Source organism: Halorientalis sp. LT38 (genome assembly GCF_037031225.1).
Classification (GTDB): domain Archaea; phylum Halobacteriota; class Halobacteria; order Halobacteriales; family Haloarculaceae; genus Halorientalis; species Halorientalis halophila.
On record NZ_JAYEZN010000001.1, the window covers coordinates 3,288,011 to 3,302,269 of the forward strand.

The window sequence follows — 14,259 nt, forward strand, 5'->3', positions numbered from 1 at the left end:
CGTCTTACGGATGCCCGATCCCCGCACGGGCGCCCACGACACGATTTTTATCCCACCCTCCCGAAGGGCGGCTATGGAGTTAGAGGATCATGCCGAGGATCTCGCCTCCGACCTCGGCGTCGACAAAGAGGAGGTCAAATCCGACCTGGAGAACCTGGTGAGCTACAGCGTGCCGATCGACGAGGCCAAACAGAGCCTCCGGCGCAAATACGGCGACGGGTCGAGCGGGTCGACCGGCGCGCCGAGCGCCGTCTCGATCGCCGACGTGTCCACCGGCGACTCGAACGTCACCGTCACCGCGCGCGTGCTGACCGTCGGGAAGCGCCCGATCCACTACCGCGGCGAGGACCACGTCATCTTCGAGGGTGAACTCGCCGACGAGACCGGCAAGATCTCCTACACCGCCTGGGAGGACTTCGCCCTCGAACCCGGCGAGACCGTCGAACTCGGCAACGCCGGCGTCCGCGAGTGGGAGGGTAACCCCGAACTCAATCTCGGTGAGAGCACCTCCGTCTCCCGCGTCGACGAGGCTCTCGACGTCGACTACCCGGTCGGCGGCGACAGGGGTTTGGCCGACCTCTCACCCGGCGACCGCGGCGTGGACGTCGAGGTCCGGGTGATCGAGTGCGAGCGCAAGACCATCGACGGCCGCGACGGCGAGACCGAGATCCTCAGCGGGACGCTGGCAGACGAGACCGCCCGCCTGCCCTTCACCGACTGGGAGCCACGGGCCGAACTGGAAGACGGCGCGTCGGTCCGCGTCGAGAACGTCTACGTCCGGGAGTTCCGGGGCGTCCCGTCGGTGAACCTCTCGGAGTTCTCGCGGGCCAGCACGCTAGAGACCGCGGTCCAGGCCCGGGACGAACCCGAGCGATTGCCGATCCGCGAGGCCGTCGAGCGCGGCGGGGCCTACGACGTCGAACTCGTCGGCAACGTCATCTCGATCCGGGACGGCTCGGGACTCATCGAACGCTGTCCCGACTGCGGCCGCGTCATCCAGAAGGGACAGTGCCGCAGCCACGGCGCCGTCGAGGGCGAGGACGACCTCCGGACGAAGGCCATCCTCGACGACGGAACCGGGACCGTCACCGCCGTCCTGGACGCCGAGTTGACGGCCCAGGTCTACGGTGGCGGGCTCGAGGAGGCCAAAGACCACGCCCGCGACGAGATGGACCAGTCGGTGGTCGCCGAGGCCATCGCCGAGAAAGTGGTGGGGTACGAGTACGCGGTCCGGGGCTCGCTGTCGGTCGACGAGTACGGCGCGAACCTGGACGCCACCTCGTTCGCCCGGAGCGCTGACGAACCGGCGGATCGAGCGCGTGACCTGCTCGCGGAGGTGGACGGATGAGTACCAACGGCGACGACTCCGACCAGGGCGGCGCGGGCCGCCGCGAGGTCGCCTACCGCATCTTCGCCGCCGAGTACGACGACGCGGACTTCTCGTACTCGGAGAGCGACGAGGAGCGGGCGCCGAACTACGTGGTCACGCCGAGCGGCGCGCGGGTCAACCGCCTGTTCGTCGTCGGCGTGCTCACGGAGGTCGAGCAGGTCAACGACGACGTGCTCCGGGCCCGGATCGTCGACCCGACCGGCGCGTTCGTGGCCTACGCCGGGCAGTACCAGCCCGACGAGATGGCCTTCCTCGATAGAACTGAGCCGCCGACGTTCGTCGCACTCACGGGGAAAGCCCGGACTTTCCAGCCGGACGACGCCGATACCGTCTACACCTCGGTCCGCCCCGAGAGCATCAACGAGGTCGACGCGGAGACCCGCGACCGGTGGACGGTCGCCACGGCGGAGCAGACCCTCGACCGCGTCGCCACGATGGCCGGCGCACTCGGCCGCGAGGAGCGCGGTGACGACCTCCGCGACGCGCTCGTGGCCTCGGGCGTCGACGAGGGACTGGCCGCCGGGACCGCACTGGCCCTGGACCACTACGGGACGACGCCGACGTACCTCGACGCGCTCCGCGAGACCGCGCTGGACGCGGCCCGCGTCGTCGCCGGCGAGATCGACGAGGTCGATTCGCTGGTCACCGATCCCGACACCGAGGGGAGCGTCACCGTCGCGGACCTCGACGGTCTGGACGTGTCGGCCGCCGAGACGGCGACCCAGTCCTCCGAGACCGCCGACCCCGAAGCGAGCGCGCCGAGCGCAAACGTGGGGACTGGAGAAGCGGAATCGACGGACGACGAATCCTCCGCGACAGACACCGACTCGGCCGTGGGCGACGCCGATGCAACTGCGACCGACGCAACGGCCGCCAGTGTCGACGACACGGAGTCGGAACCCGAGCCGGTCACCGGCGATGCGGGGACCGAGACTCCGGGCGTGGAAACCGACGAGGAACCGGCGACGACGGACGCCGGGACCGAACCGTCGGACTCTCCCGAACCCGGGGACACGACGACGGAGTCCGAGGAGACGGACGCCGAACCGGAACCGGTCGACGAGGCGGACGACATCGGTGACTTCGAGCCGAGCGGCGGCGCTGCCGAGGAGTCCGGCGACGCCGACGACGACGTCGGCGACTTCGATCCGGGCGAGTTCGACCTGGACGACGAGGAACGCGAGGAGATCGAGGAGGAGTTCGGCACGGACTTCTCGACCGGCACGGAAGTGGGTGAACCCGGCGAGGCCGACATCGAGACGCCCGATCCGGAACCGGAAGCGACCGACTCCGACGACGGTGCAGCGGAGCCCGTCGAAACCGAATCCTCCGAGGCCGAGACGGCGGATCCCGAACCAGCGGCGGAGACTGTGGCCGAGGAATCGGCGGCCGACGCCGAGCCCGACGACGAAGCCGGGGCCGACGAGCCCGCAGAGGACGTCGACCTCGAAGACGCCGTGATGGACGCGATGCGTGACCTCGACGACGGCGACGGCGCGGACCGGGAGGCGCTGCTCGACCGGGTCGCTGACGAGACGGGGAGCGACCCCGCGGACGTCGAGGCGGCCGTGCAGGACGCACTGATGGGCGGGCGCTGTTACGAGCCCGACGAGGCGACGCTCAAGCCGATCTGATGGCGGTGGAACCGGTGCCCGGTGAGGCGGCGGCGGTCGCCGACCTGCCCGACGGTCGGGCGCTGGTGCTCGCCGACTTCCACGCCGGCCTCGAAGCCGCCCTGCGCTACGAGGGCGTCGAACTCCGGAGTCAGGCGCCCGAACGCCGCGAAAAGGTTCGGGAGTTGCTCGACCGGACGGACGCAGACCGGCTGGTGGTCCTGGGGGACCTGTGCCACGCCATCGGCGGGCCCAGCGGGACAGAACGCGAGGAGATCGAGACCTTACTGGACGGCCTCGACCTGCCCGTCACCGTCGTCAAGGGCAACCACGACGGTGACATCGAGGACCTGCTGGACGAACGGGAGCACGTCACCCTCACGCCGGGGCACGGGGTCCGCCTCGGCGAGGTGGGCTTCGTCCACGGCCACACCTGGCCCGCCCCCGACGTGCTCGCTGCGGACGTCGTCTGTACGGGTCACGAACATCCGATGGTCCGGCTGGAAGACGAGGTGGGTGGGGCCCGCGCGGAACGCGCCTGGTTACGCGGACGCCTCGACCCCGACCCGTTCGAGGACTTTCACGGCACGGACCTCGACGTCGACGGCGAACTCGTCGTCTTCCCGGCGTTCAACGACCTCACGGGCGGGACGTGGGTCAACGTCGCCGGCCAGGAGTTTCTCGCCCCGTTCCTGCCGGACGGGCTGGAGGGCGGCGAAGCCTACCTCCTCGACGGCACGCGACTCGGTGACTATCGACGGGTCTGACCGCTGACCGGTGACCTTAATCGGATCGATCCACTAGGGGTTCCGATGGCAGAGACGGGGTCTGCGGCGGCCTTCGCCGAACTCGGGTCGGCCGTGCGTGCGGCGCTCTCCGAACGGGGTTTCTCCACGCCCACGGAGCCACAGCGCCGGGCGATCCCGCCCCTCGTCGACGGCGACCACGGACTCATCGTGGCCCCCACGGGAACGGGAAAGACCGAGACCGCCATGCTCCCGGTGTTCGATGCCCTCGAAGGCACCGACCGGTTCGGTATCGGAGCGCTGTACGTGACGCCCCTTCGCGCGCTCAACCGGGACATGCGCGACCGACTGGAGTGGTGGGGCGAGACGCTCGATCTCGAAGTCGACGTGCGTCACGGCGACACCACGGACTACCAGCGCCAGAAGCAGGCCGAGAATCCCCCGGACATTCTGGTGACGACGCCCGAGACGCTGCAGGCGATGCTGACGGGGTCGAAACTCAGAGTTGCCCTCGAAGGCATCGAGCACGTCGTGGTCGACGAGGTCCACGAACTGGCCGCGTCCAAGCGCGGGGCGCAGATGACGATCGGGCTGGAGCGGTTGCGGGAGGTGTCGGGCCCCTTCCAGCGGATCGGACTGTCGGCGACCGTGGGTGATCCGGCCGAAGTGGGCAAGTTCCTCACCGGGGACCGGGGCTGCGAGATCGTCGAGGTCGACGTCGGCAGCGAGTTAGACATCGCGGTCCGGGAGCCGACGGTGACCGACGAGGACGCGCGGCTGGCCGAGGAGCTGATGACCGACGTGACGGTGGCCAGCCAGGTCCGGGTGATCGACGAGATCGTCTCCACGCACGAGTCGACGCTCGTGTTCGTCAACACCCGGCAAACGGCGGAGGGGCTAGGCTCGCGGTTCAAGGAACTCGGGACCGACATCGAGGTCCACCACGGGTCGCTCTCGAAGGAGGCCCGGATCGAGGTCGAAGACCGGTTCAAGGCCGGCGACCTCTCCGGGCTGCTCTGTACCTCCTCGATGGAACTGGGGATCGACGTGGGGAGCATCGACCACGTCGTCCAGTACCAGAGCCCGCGGCAGGTGTCGCGGCTCCTGCAGCGAGTGGGACGGGCCGGGCACAGCCGCGACGAGATCTCTTCGGGCACGGTGATCACCACCCGTCCCGACGACACGTTCGAGGCGCTCGCGATAGCCCGCCAGGCCGAGGTCGGCGAGGTCGAGCCGGCGAACATCCACCACGGCAGCCTCGACACCGTCGCCAACCAGCTCGCCGGCCTGATCATGGACTTCGGCGAGATCGGGGCGATGGAGGCCTACGAGATCGTCACTCGCGCGTACCCGTTCCGCGATCTGGGGGCCGAGGAGTTCAAGCAGGTGGTGCGCGAGATGGCCGAGAACCGCGTGGTCTGGCTCGAAGAGCGCGAGGACCGCATCGAGAAGCGCCGCGGCACCTGGCAGTACTTCTATCACAACCTCTCGATGATCCCCGACGAGGCGACCTACGAGGTCAGCGACGTCGCCAGCGGGCGGCAGGTCGGGACCCTCGACGAGAAGTTCGTCGTCAACTTCGCCCAACCCGGCGAGATCTTCATCCAGGGCGGCGAGATGTGGCGCATCACGGAGGTCGACGAAGAGGAGGAGGAAGTCCTCGTCTCACCGGTCGAGGACCCTGCCGGCGAGGTCCCCTCCTGGGTCGGCCAGGAGATCCCGGTCCCGTACGACGTCGCCCAGGAGGTCGGCGAGATCCGCGACGTGGGCGCGAACCAACTCGACGGCGGCGCCGACACCGACGCCGTGGCCCGCGACCTCGCTCGCCGGTATCCGGCCGACGAGTACACGATCGGCGAGGCGCTCGATCAACTCGACAGACAGGACGGGCCGGTCCCCTCCGGTGACCGCATCCTCGTCGAGTTCCACGGCCGCGAAGTCGTCCTCAACGCCCACTTCGGGCACACGATCAACGAGACGCTGGGCCGGGTGCTCTCGGCCCTGCTGGGCCAGCGCACCGGATCGTCGGTCGGGATGGAGATCGACCCCTACCGGATCGAACTGGAGGTGCCCAGCGGGATCACGGTCAACGACGTGCTCGCGACGATCGAGGAGACCGAACCCGAACACGTCGCGGGCATCGTCGAACTCTCGCTGAAGAACGCCGACGCGCTGAAGTTCAAACTCGCGCAGGTCGCCGCGAAGTTCGGCGCGCTCAAGAGCTACCAGCGCGGGTCCAGCGGCGGGTTCGGCAAGCGCCGCCTGCTTGAGGCCCTCGAGGATACGCCGGTCTACGACGAGGCGCTGCGCGAACTCCTCCACGAGGAACTGGCCGTCGAGGCCGCCAGCGACGTCCTCGCCGCGATCCACGCCGGCGAGATCGAGATCGTCACCACGGCCGAGCGCACGCCGGTCGGCCTGGGCGGCCGCTCCTCCGGACAGGAACTGCTCTCCCCGGAGAACGCCGACGCGAGCGTCATCGAGACCGTCCGCGAGCGGATCGAGGGCGACCGCGTCCTCCTCTTCTGTCTCCACTGTCAGGACTGGGAGACCAAACGCCAGGTCTCGCGCGTCTCCGACCAGCCGGAGTGCCCGAAGTGCGGCTCGACTCGCGTCGCCGCGCTCAACCCCTGGGCCGACGAGGTCGTGACGGCCGTGAAGTCGGGGGAGAAGGACGAGGAACAGGAGAAACAGACCCGTCGCGCCTATCAGGCCGCGAACCTCGTCCAGAGCCACGGCAAACAGGCCGTGATCGCACTGGCCGCCCGCGGCGTCGGCCCGCACAACGCCGCCCGGATCATCGCCAAGCTCCGCGAGGACGAAAACGAGTTCTACCGCGACATCCTCGCCCAGGAGCGCCAGTACGCCCGGACGCAGTCGTTCTGGGACTGATCGTTCGGGCGGCGGCGATCGCTCTCACCGGAGCGCATGCCGGGGAAGTACTTACACGAATCGACGTGGAACCGGCGACCGGCAGGACTGCGTATCGCACGACCACGACCCGCCGGGTTCGGTCGGTGCGGAACCCGGCGGCGGCCCACGACTCTGACCGATGAGTTCCGAAACACGGACGGAGGAACCCGAGACGGCCGACGCTGACGCCGACGCCGAATCCGCCGGGGAAACGCAACGGCAGCCACATCAGGAGCGACGCTTGGAGCGAAAGCGCGAGCAGGCGCGCCAGCGGGACCTCACCGAGGAGGCCCGTCTGGAGGTCGAGGAGGCCGACGAGACGGTATCGCTGAAGGTGTTCCGCTACGATCCGGAGGTCGCGGGCAAGCAGGAGCCGCGGTTCGACACCTTCCGCGTCCCCTTCGAGCGCGGGATGACGGTGCTGGACGCGCTCATCTACGCGCGCGATCACTTCGACTCCAGTCTCACCTTCCGTCACTCCTGTCAGCAGGCGATCTGCGGCTCCGACGCTTTCTTCGTCAACGGCCGGCAATTACTGGGCTGCCAGACGCAGATCAGCGACCTCGACGAGCCGATCCGGATCGAGCCGCTGCCGTACTACGACGTGCTGAAAGACCTCGTCGTCGACCTGGACGACTTCTACGAGGAGATGCGATCGATGGACCCGTATCTCCAGCCCGACGACGATCCACCGGGCGAGCTCGCGGAGCGACGGCAAAGCAGGCAGAACCGCGAGGACATCAAGATGTCGACGCGCTGTATCTGGTGTGCCTCCTGTATGTCCTCCTGTAGCATCTACGGGCAGGGCGAGGAGTACGTCGGGCCCGCGGCGATCAACGTCGCCTACCGGTTCGCGGTGGACGAGCGCGAGCCGGCGGAAGTGACCGCGGAGCGGATCCAACGCATCGACGAGGAAGACGGCGTCTGGCGCTGTCAGACCCAGTTCTCCTGTACCGAGGTGTGCCCGAAAGACATCCCGCTGACCCAGGAGATCCAGGACATGAAACGCGAAGCGGTCAAGCGAAACCTCAAGTTCTGGTAGGCCGACACTGCCGCGCATGGACTTCGAGGTGATCCAGGGCGACGTCGCGGCCCAGGAGGCCGACGCGCTCGTCAACGCGGCCAACACGGGATTGCGAATGGGTTCGGGCGTCGCGGGTGCGCTCCGGCGAGCGGCCGGCGACGAGTTGAACGACGAGGCCGTCGCGAAGGGACCGGTCGACCTGGGCGCGGTGGCGACGACCGACGCCTACGACCTCGACGCCGAGTGGGTGATCCACGCCGCCGCGATGCCAGCGGGGGGACAGGCCACGGGCGATTCGATCCGCGACGCGACCCGGAATACGCTCCACGAGGCCGACGCGCTGGACTGCGACTCACTCGTGATCCCGGCGCTCGGCACGGGCGTCGCGGGGTTTCCCCTCCGGGACGGCGCCGCGATCATCTGCGAGGAGATCGATGCCTTCGAGCCGTCGTCGCTCTCTGACGTCCGGGTGATCGCCTACAGTGACGAGGACTTCGAGACGTTTCGGGCCGTCGCGGACGAGATCCGGTGAGTCACTCCGAATCGCCCGTCAACGTCATGTCGTCGCACGGGTAACACTGGGGCATGAACAGACGAACGGCGCTGGCGACCGTCGGGGGCGCGCTCGCACTCCCGCTCGCAGGGTGTGTCGTCGGGGGCGAACCCGTGGCGGGGACGGCCGCCCTCGACGGGCCGGAGCGCGAGGTCGACGAGGCGGAGACGCACCTGCTGTTCTCCCGCGACGGCGACCGCGCCGCGACGATTAGCTTCCTTCCGCGGGGCTACGACCCCGAGGCAGGGGAGGGTCGGTTCCGGCTCTCCATCGCCCACGCGCAGGGATTGCGGGCGGACAGGCTCCGCTACAGGATCCGGACGTCGACCGGGGCGTCCGGCACGCCGGCCGATGTCTTCCTGCAGCGTCCCAGCGGCGACTCGTGGCCGCCGATCACCTTCCGGCAGGCGGAGGCCCCCTCCCGGACGCTCGTCGAGGTCCCGGATCTGGGTCGGCAGGGCGCGGGGACGGTCACGCTCTCCTTCGTCGTCGACACCGCCGCGGACGTGTCGGAACTCGATGTCGTCGTCGACGCGCTCGCGACGTTCACGGGATTCGGCGTCGGGCGGTTCCGGGCGCAGGGATCGATCGAGCACCGGTTCGAAGGCGCGCTCTGACCGGCCGTCGCGCTACTGGTGGCCCGAGACGGGTACCGGCTCGTAGGGCTCCTCCAGCCACTCGACGTCGCTCTCGTCGAGGTCCACGTCGAGGGCCTCGACGGCCTGTTCGAGGTGTTCGAGGCTCGTCGTGCCGACGATGGGGGCGTCGACCCACTCCTTGTCGAGTACCCAGGCGAGCGCGACCTGCGCCATCGTCAGGTCGTACTCGTCGGCCAGTTCCTGCACGCGGCGGTTGATCTCCGGCCCGCCGCCCTCCATGTAGGGGTGGTCGTAGAGATACTCCTCGCTCTCGCCCCGGGTCGTGGCGTCGACGTCCTCGTGGGGTCGGGTCAGGTAGCCCCGCGCCATCGGACTCCACGGGATGACGCCGATCCCCTCGTTCTGGCAGAAGGGGAGCATCTCGCGCTCTTCCTCGCGATAGACGAGGTTGTAGTGGTTCTGCATCGTGGCGAACCGGTCCAGACCCAGTTCGTCGCTGGTGTGCAGCGCGTCGGCGAACTGGTGGGTCCACATCGAACTCCCGCCGACGTACCGGGTCTTCCCCCGCCGGACCGCGTCGTCGAGCGCCCGCATGGTCTGCTCGATCGGCGTGTCGTAATCCCACCGGTGAATCTGGTAGAGGTCGACGGTGTCCATCCCTAACCTGTCGAGGCTGGCGTCGAGTTCCTGCTCGATCGTCTTCCGGGAGAGCCCGCCCGAGTTGGGGTCGTCCTCGTCCATCTGGAAGAAGACCTTCGTGGCGACGACCGATTCCTCGCGGCGGCCGTCGAGGGCGTCCCCGAGGACGCGCTCTGACTCGCCCGTCGAGTACATGTTGGCCGTGTCGAAGAAGTTGATTCCGAGGTCGATCGCCCGGTCGATGATCTCGTGGGCCTCGTCTCCTTCGAGCACCCAGTCGCGCCAGTCGGGGTCGCCGAAACTCATACAGCCGAGACAGAGGCGGCTGACCTCCATGCCAGTGGATCCGAGGGTCGTGTACTCCATGGCGGTGGGTGGGGTGGCCGCTCCAAAAAGTTACCTCGATGCGGCGCCCTCGGTCAGAGACTCTCCACGTCCAGCCGCCGGGTGTACCACCGCGCCAGCCAGTACAGCCCGACGGCCATCGCGGCGTAGACGCCGACCAGCGCGTAGGTGGTCGTGGTCGCGCTGTCGACGGCGAGTTTCGCCACCGTCGTCGCGGGGTGTTCGGGCAGGAACACCGCAGAGGCGAACAGGGCGAGCACGCCGATGGAGTAGAGCAACTGCGCGCTCTTGCGCTCGCCCATCACGAGGCCGAGCGTCACGCCGATCACGACGACGATGGCCGCCATCGCGCCGACGGTGACGAGGAGCCACGGGACGTTCGCGACCGAGATCCCGTTGAAGGACAGCAGCACGATCCACAGGAGCGCCTGCACGGGCGCGAGCGCGGCCATCGCCGCGGCCTTCCCGTCCACGATGTCCACGAGGTCGACCGGCGCGACCCGCAACAGGTCGAGCGTGCCGCGCTCTATCTCCTCCGTGATCGCGTCCACCGCGACCGAGCCGCTGATGAACGGCGGCAGGAAGAGCAGCAGGGGTAACAGGATCGTGTAGGTGAACCCGAAGTAGGGGCTGGCCGAGGCGTCCTCTGGCAGGGGGACCGGCGGGTTGGAGAGGAACTGGACCCGGAGGTTCCGCTGCTGGCGTTCGAGCGTCCGGAGCGTCTCCCGGATCTGGACGACGATCAGCGTCGTCTGGATCGAGCCGTCGGGGGCCGTCGCGCTGACGGCGATGCGACTGTCCGCCCCTCTCGTCGCTACCATCACTGCGTCTACCTGGCCTCGCTGGAACGCCTCGAACGCGGTCGCGTTGGTGGCGTAGAGCGTCGCCTCCGCGCCCTCGCTCTCGTGGACGGCTCTGAGCAGGCTCTCGTTGGCCTCGCCCGTGACGCCGACGTCGACGTCGCCCGACGCGGTCGCGCCCGGGTCGTACAGCGAGGTGAGGCCGACGACCAGGAAGGAGGAGAACGCGGCGACGAACAGCTGGATCAGCAGGGCGAGGACGATTGTTTTCTCGCGGGAGAGCGACGCCAGATCCCGTCGCGCGATGGCGACGCGCGGATCAGACGAGGCCACTGATACTCACCACCGTGTAGTTGTAGGCGAAGTGAACCGTCATCGCCACCGCGAGGGCGGCGATATAGGCGCGCTTCGTCCGGCTCGCGCCGATCGCCGAGATGGCGCCCGTGACCGCGTGGAGCGCGAGCGGTGCCAGCAGCAGGCCGAGCACGATCGGCACCGACGGGACGCCCGTCCCCGTCGCGAACACCGCCTGACTGGCGGGGACCTGCTCGGGCAACCCGACGAGCTGGACGATCAGCATGAACTTCTCGGCGACGAAGAAGCCGAGGCCGCTGAAGGCCCCGATCACGACCGCGGGCCATAGCCCCTCTCCGAAGCGCCGGTGGGCGTAGCCCGCGTAGACGTGCAGGCTCTTCGCGATCTCCTCGATCACGACGACGACGGCGAGCACCATCGAGATCGAGATCTCGATCGGGAAGACCTGGGTCAGCATGTACAACACCGCGACGCCCAGGAGTTCGGCCACCAGGACGAACGGGATCAACACGGCCGTCGTCACCGCGACCGACCACTTTCCATGTACTCTCGCCGCCAGCGCGTCGAGTGCCTTCAGCGGGATCGACCGCTGGGTGAACATATCCTCCTCGCGGTAGATGCCAGCGCCGAGGGCGAAGAAGACGACAGCGGTCAACAGGGGCGGGAGCGTCGAGAACGCGACCTCGCTCAGGCCGATGGCCTGGCCCTGCAGGTTGCGGACGACGATCGTGAGCGGCGAGATCAGCGCGATGGCCCCCACGTCGGTGAAGATGGCCGGGACGAACGCGTAGGTCGTCAGCGACACCGTCACCGTCACCGTCACGAAGGTGAGCTCCTTGAACGAGCGAGCGAACATCGCGCCGAGGAAGGTCGCCGAGAGGAACAAGACGGCGATGGGCAGGACGGCGAGCACGGAGACGCCGACCGAGACCGGATCGACGGCGGGCAGCTCCAGCGCGGCGGCGATCACCGCTGCGATGCCGACCGCCGCCCCGAGGTACGGGAGGGTCTTCCCGCCGATGATGTCGAACCGGGAGACGGGCGCGACGAGGAGCAACTCGCCCCGGCGGTTGAGTCGCTCCGAGAGGATCGTGCTCCCGTAGGCCTGGATGATGAAGTTCAGCGGCAGGACGAACAGGAAGGCGAGCACGAGCGACTCGAACGGGAACGGCGGCGAGATGTCCGATGGCGTGCCCGAGGCGTTGCCGCCGGTGAACTGCCCGGTGATACCACCGACACCGCCGGTACCGCCGGCCGCGCCGTCCAGGTCGCCGCCGGTCCCGGCCGAGCCGTCGCCGCTCCCGGCCGTCCCGTTCCCGTCGCTGGTGCCGCCGTCGTCGCTGCCGCTGTCTGTGGTCTGCCCGTCGGTCCCGTCGTCCCCGGCGTCGGGGCCCTGCGCCTCGCCGACGATTTCCCGGACCTGCGTGCGCTCGGCGTAGCCCAGCGAGACGAGGACGGGGAACGCGGCGGTCTGGTTCTCCTCGTTCGCCATCAGTCGGTTGTTGTACTCCCGGACGGTCGAACGCAGTTCCGTCTGGGCGGCACCGCCCTTGGCCGTCGCCGCGCGCTGGATCACGAGCCCGTCGATCCGGAGATCGATCTCCTCGCCCAGTTCGGCCTCTGGGTCGCGGACCGCGAAGGTCGGATCGTCAGCGACGACGGCGCGGTAGGGACTGTCTTCCGTGACGCCGACCCGGTAGATGCCGCTGTCGACGGCGACGCCCGAGGTCGCGGCGTAGGGCGCGGCCAGTCCCATCGCCAGCAGCGCGAGCGCGCCGACGATGACGGTCCGCCGGTCGACGCCCCCGGCGTTCTTGGTCACTTCCCAGCGAGCGATCCGCAGCAGTTTCCGCGGATTCACGTCTCGGCCTCCGACTCGGCCAGGTCCAGGAACACCTCTTCGAGGCTGGACTCCTCGGTCCGGATGTCGACCACGCTCCCGTCGGCGTCCTGCGCGGCCGTCCGCGTGCGCTCGACGGCGTCCATCGACTCGACGATCGTCCGGTGGCGGCCGTTCTCCCGGACGCTACCGGGGACTTCGACGGTCGTGAAGACGTGGTACTCGGTCTCGCCGTGTTCGGCCTGTAGCTCCTCGAGGGGCCCCTGGGCGACGACCCGCCCCTCGTTCATGATGGCGACCCGGTCGCAGATGCTCTCGACGTGGTAGAGGTTGTGGGCGCTGAAGACGATGGTCTTGCCCTCGGCGGCCAGGTCGCTGGTGAAGTCGATGACGTAGTTCGTGGTGAGGGGATCCAGTCCGCTCGCGGGTTCGTCGTAGACCAGCACGTCGGGGTCGTTGATCAGCGAGCGAGCGATGGCGACCTTCCGCTTCATGCCCTTGGACATGTCGCCGAGCTGCCTATCCCTGTGTTCCAGGTCGAGTTCGTCCAGCGTGTCGTGGATGCGCCGGTCGGCCACGCCCTTCGGGACGTCGTAGAGGTCGGCGAAGAAGTGCAGGTAGGAGAGGGGCGTCATCTCCTCGTACAGCGGCGATTCCTCGGGGAGAAAGCCCAGTCGGCGACGCATTTCCGTGGTGCCGGCGTCCAGGCCGGCGACGGAGACGTCGCCGGCGGTCGGTTCGAGCAGGCCGGCGAGCATCTTCAGCGTCGTGGTCTTGCCCGCCCCGTTTGGGCCGATGATGCCGAACACCTCGCCGGCGTCCACGTCGAACGTGCTCCCTTCGACGGCGGTAAACCCGCCGTACTCCTTCCGGAGGTCCCGGACCTCGATCATTCGCGTTCGTGTAACGAAGCCCACACCGTATACGTTGGGTCCCGATTATCAGACGCGGGAAAACGGACTGCAGGAATGATGCGACGAACGCAGATCCGGAGAACGGGCCGTTACTGTTTCGCGACGCGTGCGCTCGCTACCTGATGAATGTCCTCGCCGATGCCTTCGCCGTCGCAGTCGTCGGTCGGGCAGCGATAGTGCCACCCGTCCGTCGTGGCCGAGCGCTCCGTGAAGCGCTCGCCGCAGTTGTCACAGAACAACTGGCCCTCGGAACACGTGTCGAGGTGGAGGTCGAGTTCGAGTTCCGTGGCGAAGGTCCGCTTGCAGTTCCTGCAGGTGTGAGCCATACTAGACACAATTCAAATCGAACCTTATATCTGCACCGGAACGTTCACGCCCCCGGGTTTGACGCTATCGACAGCATAAACCCCACAGCGGGCGCAGGGACGCCGGTGCCAGTCCGGAGAGCCCGCCCCGTTCGGCCGACTTCAGGACCCCGCAACCACTCACTACGAGCAATTATGCAGTGCTTTCCCACGGGGGTTGTGGCCGTTTCACATTCACCCGCTGACAGGTGCGGTCGACGGCG

Annotated in this window: 12 protein-coding genes; 7 read left to right on the forward strand and 5 right to left on the reverse strand. The window is 68.5% G+C overall.

Annotated elements, in window-relative coordinates:
* Positions 1 to 73 precede the first annotated feature (73 nt).
* From U5918_RS17070 to U5918_RS17100, 7 genes are all read left to right on the forward strand, one after another.
* Positions 74 to 1,348: a Single-stranded DNA binding protein gene (locus U5918_RS17070; protein ID WP_336002981.1), complete on the forward strand. Its 1,275-nt coding sequence runs from the start codon at positions 74 to 76 to the stop codon at positions 1,346 to 1,348.
* Positions 1,345 to 3,024: a hypothetical protein gene (locus U5918_RS17075; RefSeq protein ID WP_336002983.1), complete on the forward strand. Its 1,680-nt coding sequence runs from the start codon at positions 1,345 to 1,347 to the stop codon at positions 3,022 to 3,024. The genes U5918_RS17070 and U5918_RS17075 overlap by 4 nt, the downstream gene beginning before the upstream one ends.
* The gene (locus tag U5918_RS17080; RefSeq protein WP_336002984.1) at positions 3,024 to 3,770 is read left to right on the forward strand and encodes a metallophosphoesterase; all 747 of its coding nucleotides are present in this window, start codon (positions 3,024 to 3,026) and stop codon (positions 3,768 to 3,770) included. The genes U5918_RS17075 and U5918_RS17080 overlap by 1 nt, the downstream gene beginning before the upstream one ends.
* Positions 3,771 to 3,815: 45 nt before the next feature.
* The gene (locus tag U5918_RS17085) at positions 3,816 to 6,641 is read left to right on the forward strand and encodes a DEAD/DEAH box helicase (RefSeq protein ID WP_336002985.1); all 2,826 of its coding nucleotides are present in this window, start codon (positions 3,816 to 3,818) and stop codon (positions 6,639 to 6,641) included.
* A gap of 160 nt (positions 6,642 to 6,801) precedes the next feature.
* Positions 6,802 to 7,704, forward strand: coding sequence for a succinate dehydrogenase/fumarate reductase iron-sulfur subunit (locus tag U5918_RS17090; protein WP_336002987.1), 903 nt, complete (start codon positions 6,802 to 6,804; stop codon positions 7,702 to 7,704).
* A 16-nt stretch (positions 7,705 to 7,720) separates the two neighbouring features.
* Positions 7,721 to 8,218, forward strand: coding sequence for a macro domain-containing protein (locus U5918_RS17095; protein WP_336002988.1), 498 nt, complete (start codon positions 7,721 to 7,723; stop codon positions 8,216 to 8,218).
* A 53-nt stretch (positions 8,219 to 8,271) separates the two neighbouring features.
* Positions 8,272 to 8,856 (forward strand): DUF8121 family protein, encoded by a 585-nt coding sequence (locus tag U5918_RS17100; protein WP_336002990.1) that lies wholly within the window; start codon positions 8,272 to 8,274, stop codon positions 8,854 to 8,856.
* Between the two features lie 12 nt (positions 8,857 to 8,868).
* Here U5918_RS17100 and U5918_RS17105 read toward each other — a convergent pair whose 3' ends face one another.
* The 5 genes from U5918_RS17105 to U5918_RS17125 all read right to left on the reverse strand — a co-directional run bounded on the left by U5918_RS17105 (position 8,869) and on the right by U5918_RS17125 (position 14,017).
* On the reverse strand, positions 8,869 to 9,843 hold the full coding sequence (locus tag U5918_RS17105; RefSeq protein ID WP_336002992.1) for an aldo/keto reductase: 975 nt from the start codon (positions 9,841 to 9,843) through the stop codon (positions 8,869 to 8,871).
* A gap of 53 nt (positions 9,844 to 9,896) precedes the next feature.
* A complete protein-coding gene (locus U5918_RS17110; protein ID WP_336002994.1) occupies positions 9,897 to 10,955 on the reverse strand; it encodes an ABC transporter permease in 1,059 nt (352 codons plus the stop codon).
* Positions 10,942 to 12,798: a PrsW family intramembrane metalloprotease gene (locus U5918_RS17115; protein ID WP_336002996.1), complete on the reverse strand. Its 1,857-nt coding sequence runs from the start codon at positions 12,796 to 12,798 to the stop codon at positions 10,942 to 10,944. The genes U5918_RS17110 and U5918_RS17115 overlap by 14 nt, the downstream gene beginning before the upstream one ends.
* Positions 12,795 to 13,670, reverse strand: a complete 876-nt coding sequence (locus U5918_RS17120; RefSeq protein WP_336002998.1) for an ABC transporter ATP-binding protein — start codon at positions 13,668 to 13,670, stop codon at positions 12,795 to 12,797. The genes U5918_RS17115 and U5918_RS17120 overlap by 4 nt, the downstream gene beginning before the upstream one ends.
* A 110-nt stretch (positions 13,671 to 13,780) precedes the next feature.
* Positions 13,781 to 14,017 (reverse strand): HVO_2901 family zinc finger protein, encoded by a 237-nt coding sequence (locus tag U5918_RS17125; protein WP_336003000.1) that lies wholly within the window; start codon positions 14,015 to 14,017, stop codon positions 13,781 to 13,783.
* Positions 14,018 to 14,259 lie beyond the last annotated feature (242 nt).

Bases quoted from the DNA above. Each gene is read 5' to 3' on its own strand.
- U5918_RS17070 (WP_336002981.1), top strand. From the start codon at position 74: ATGGAGTTAGAGGATCATGCCGAGGATCTCGCCTCCGACCTCGGCGTC.
- U5918_RS17075 (WP_336002983.1), top strand. From the start codon at position 1,345: ATGAGTACCAACGGCGACGACTCCGACCAGGGCGGCGCGGGCCGCCGC.
- U5918_RS17080 (WP_336002984.1), top strand. From the start codon at position 3,024: ATGGCGGTGGAACCGGTGCCCGGTGAGGCGGCGGCGGTCGCCGACCTG.
- U5918_RS17085 (WP_336002985.1), top strand. From the start codon at position 3,816: ATGGCAGAGACGGGGTCTGCGGCGGCCTTCGCCGAACTCGGGTCGGCC.
- U5918_RS17090 (WP_336002987.1), top strand. From the start codon at position 6,802: ATGAGTTCCGAAACACGGACGGAGGAACCCGAGACGGCCGACGCTGAC.
- U5918_RS17095 (WP_336002988.1), top strand. From the start codon at position 7,721: ATGGACTTCGAGGTGATCCAGGGCGACGTCGCGGCCCAGGAGGCCGAC.
- U5918_RS17100 (WP_336002990.1), top strand. From the start codon at position 8,272: ATGAACAGACGAACGGCGCTGGCGACCGTCGGGGGCGCGCTCGCACTC.
- U5918_RS17105 (WP_336002992.1), bottom strand. From the start codon at position 9,843: ATGGAGTACACGACCCTCGGATCCACTGGCATGGAGGTCAGCCGCCTC.
- U5918_RS17120 (WP_336002998.1), bottom strand. From the start codon at position 13,670: ATGATCGAGGTCCGGGACCTCCGGAAGGAGTACGGCGGGTTTACCGCC.
- U5918_RS17125 (WP_336003000.1), bottom strand. From the start codon at position 14,017: ATGGCTCACACCTGCAGGAACTGCAAGCGGACCTTCGCCACGGAACTC.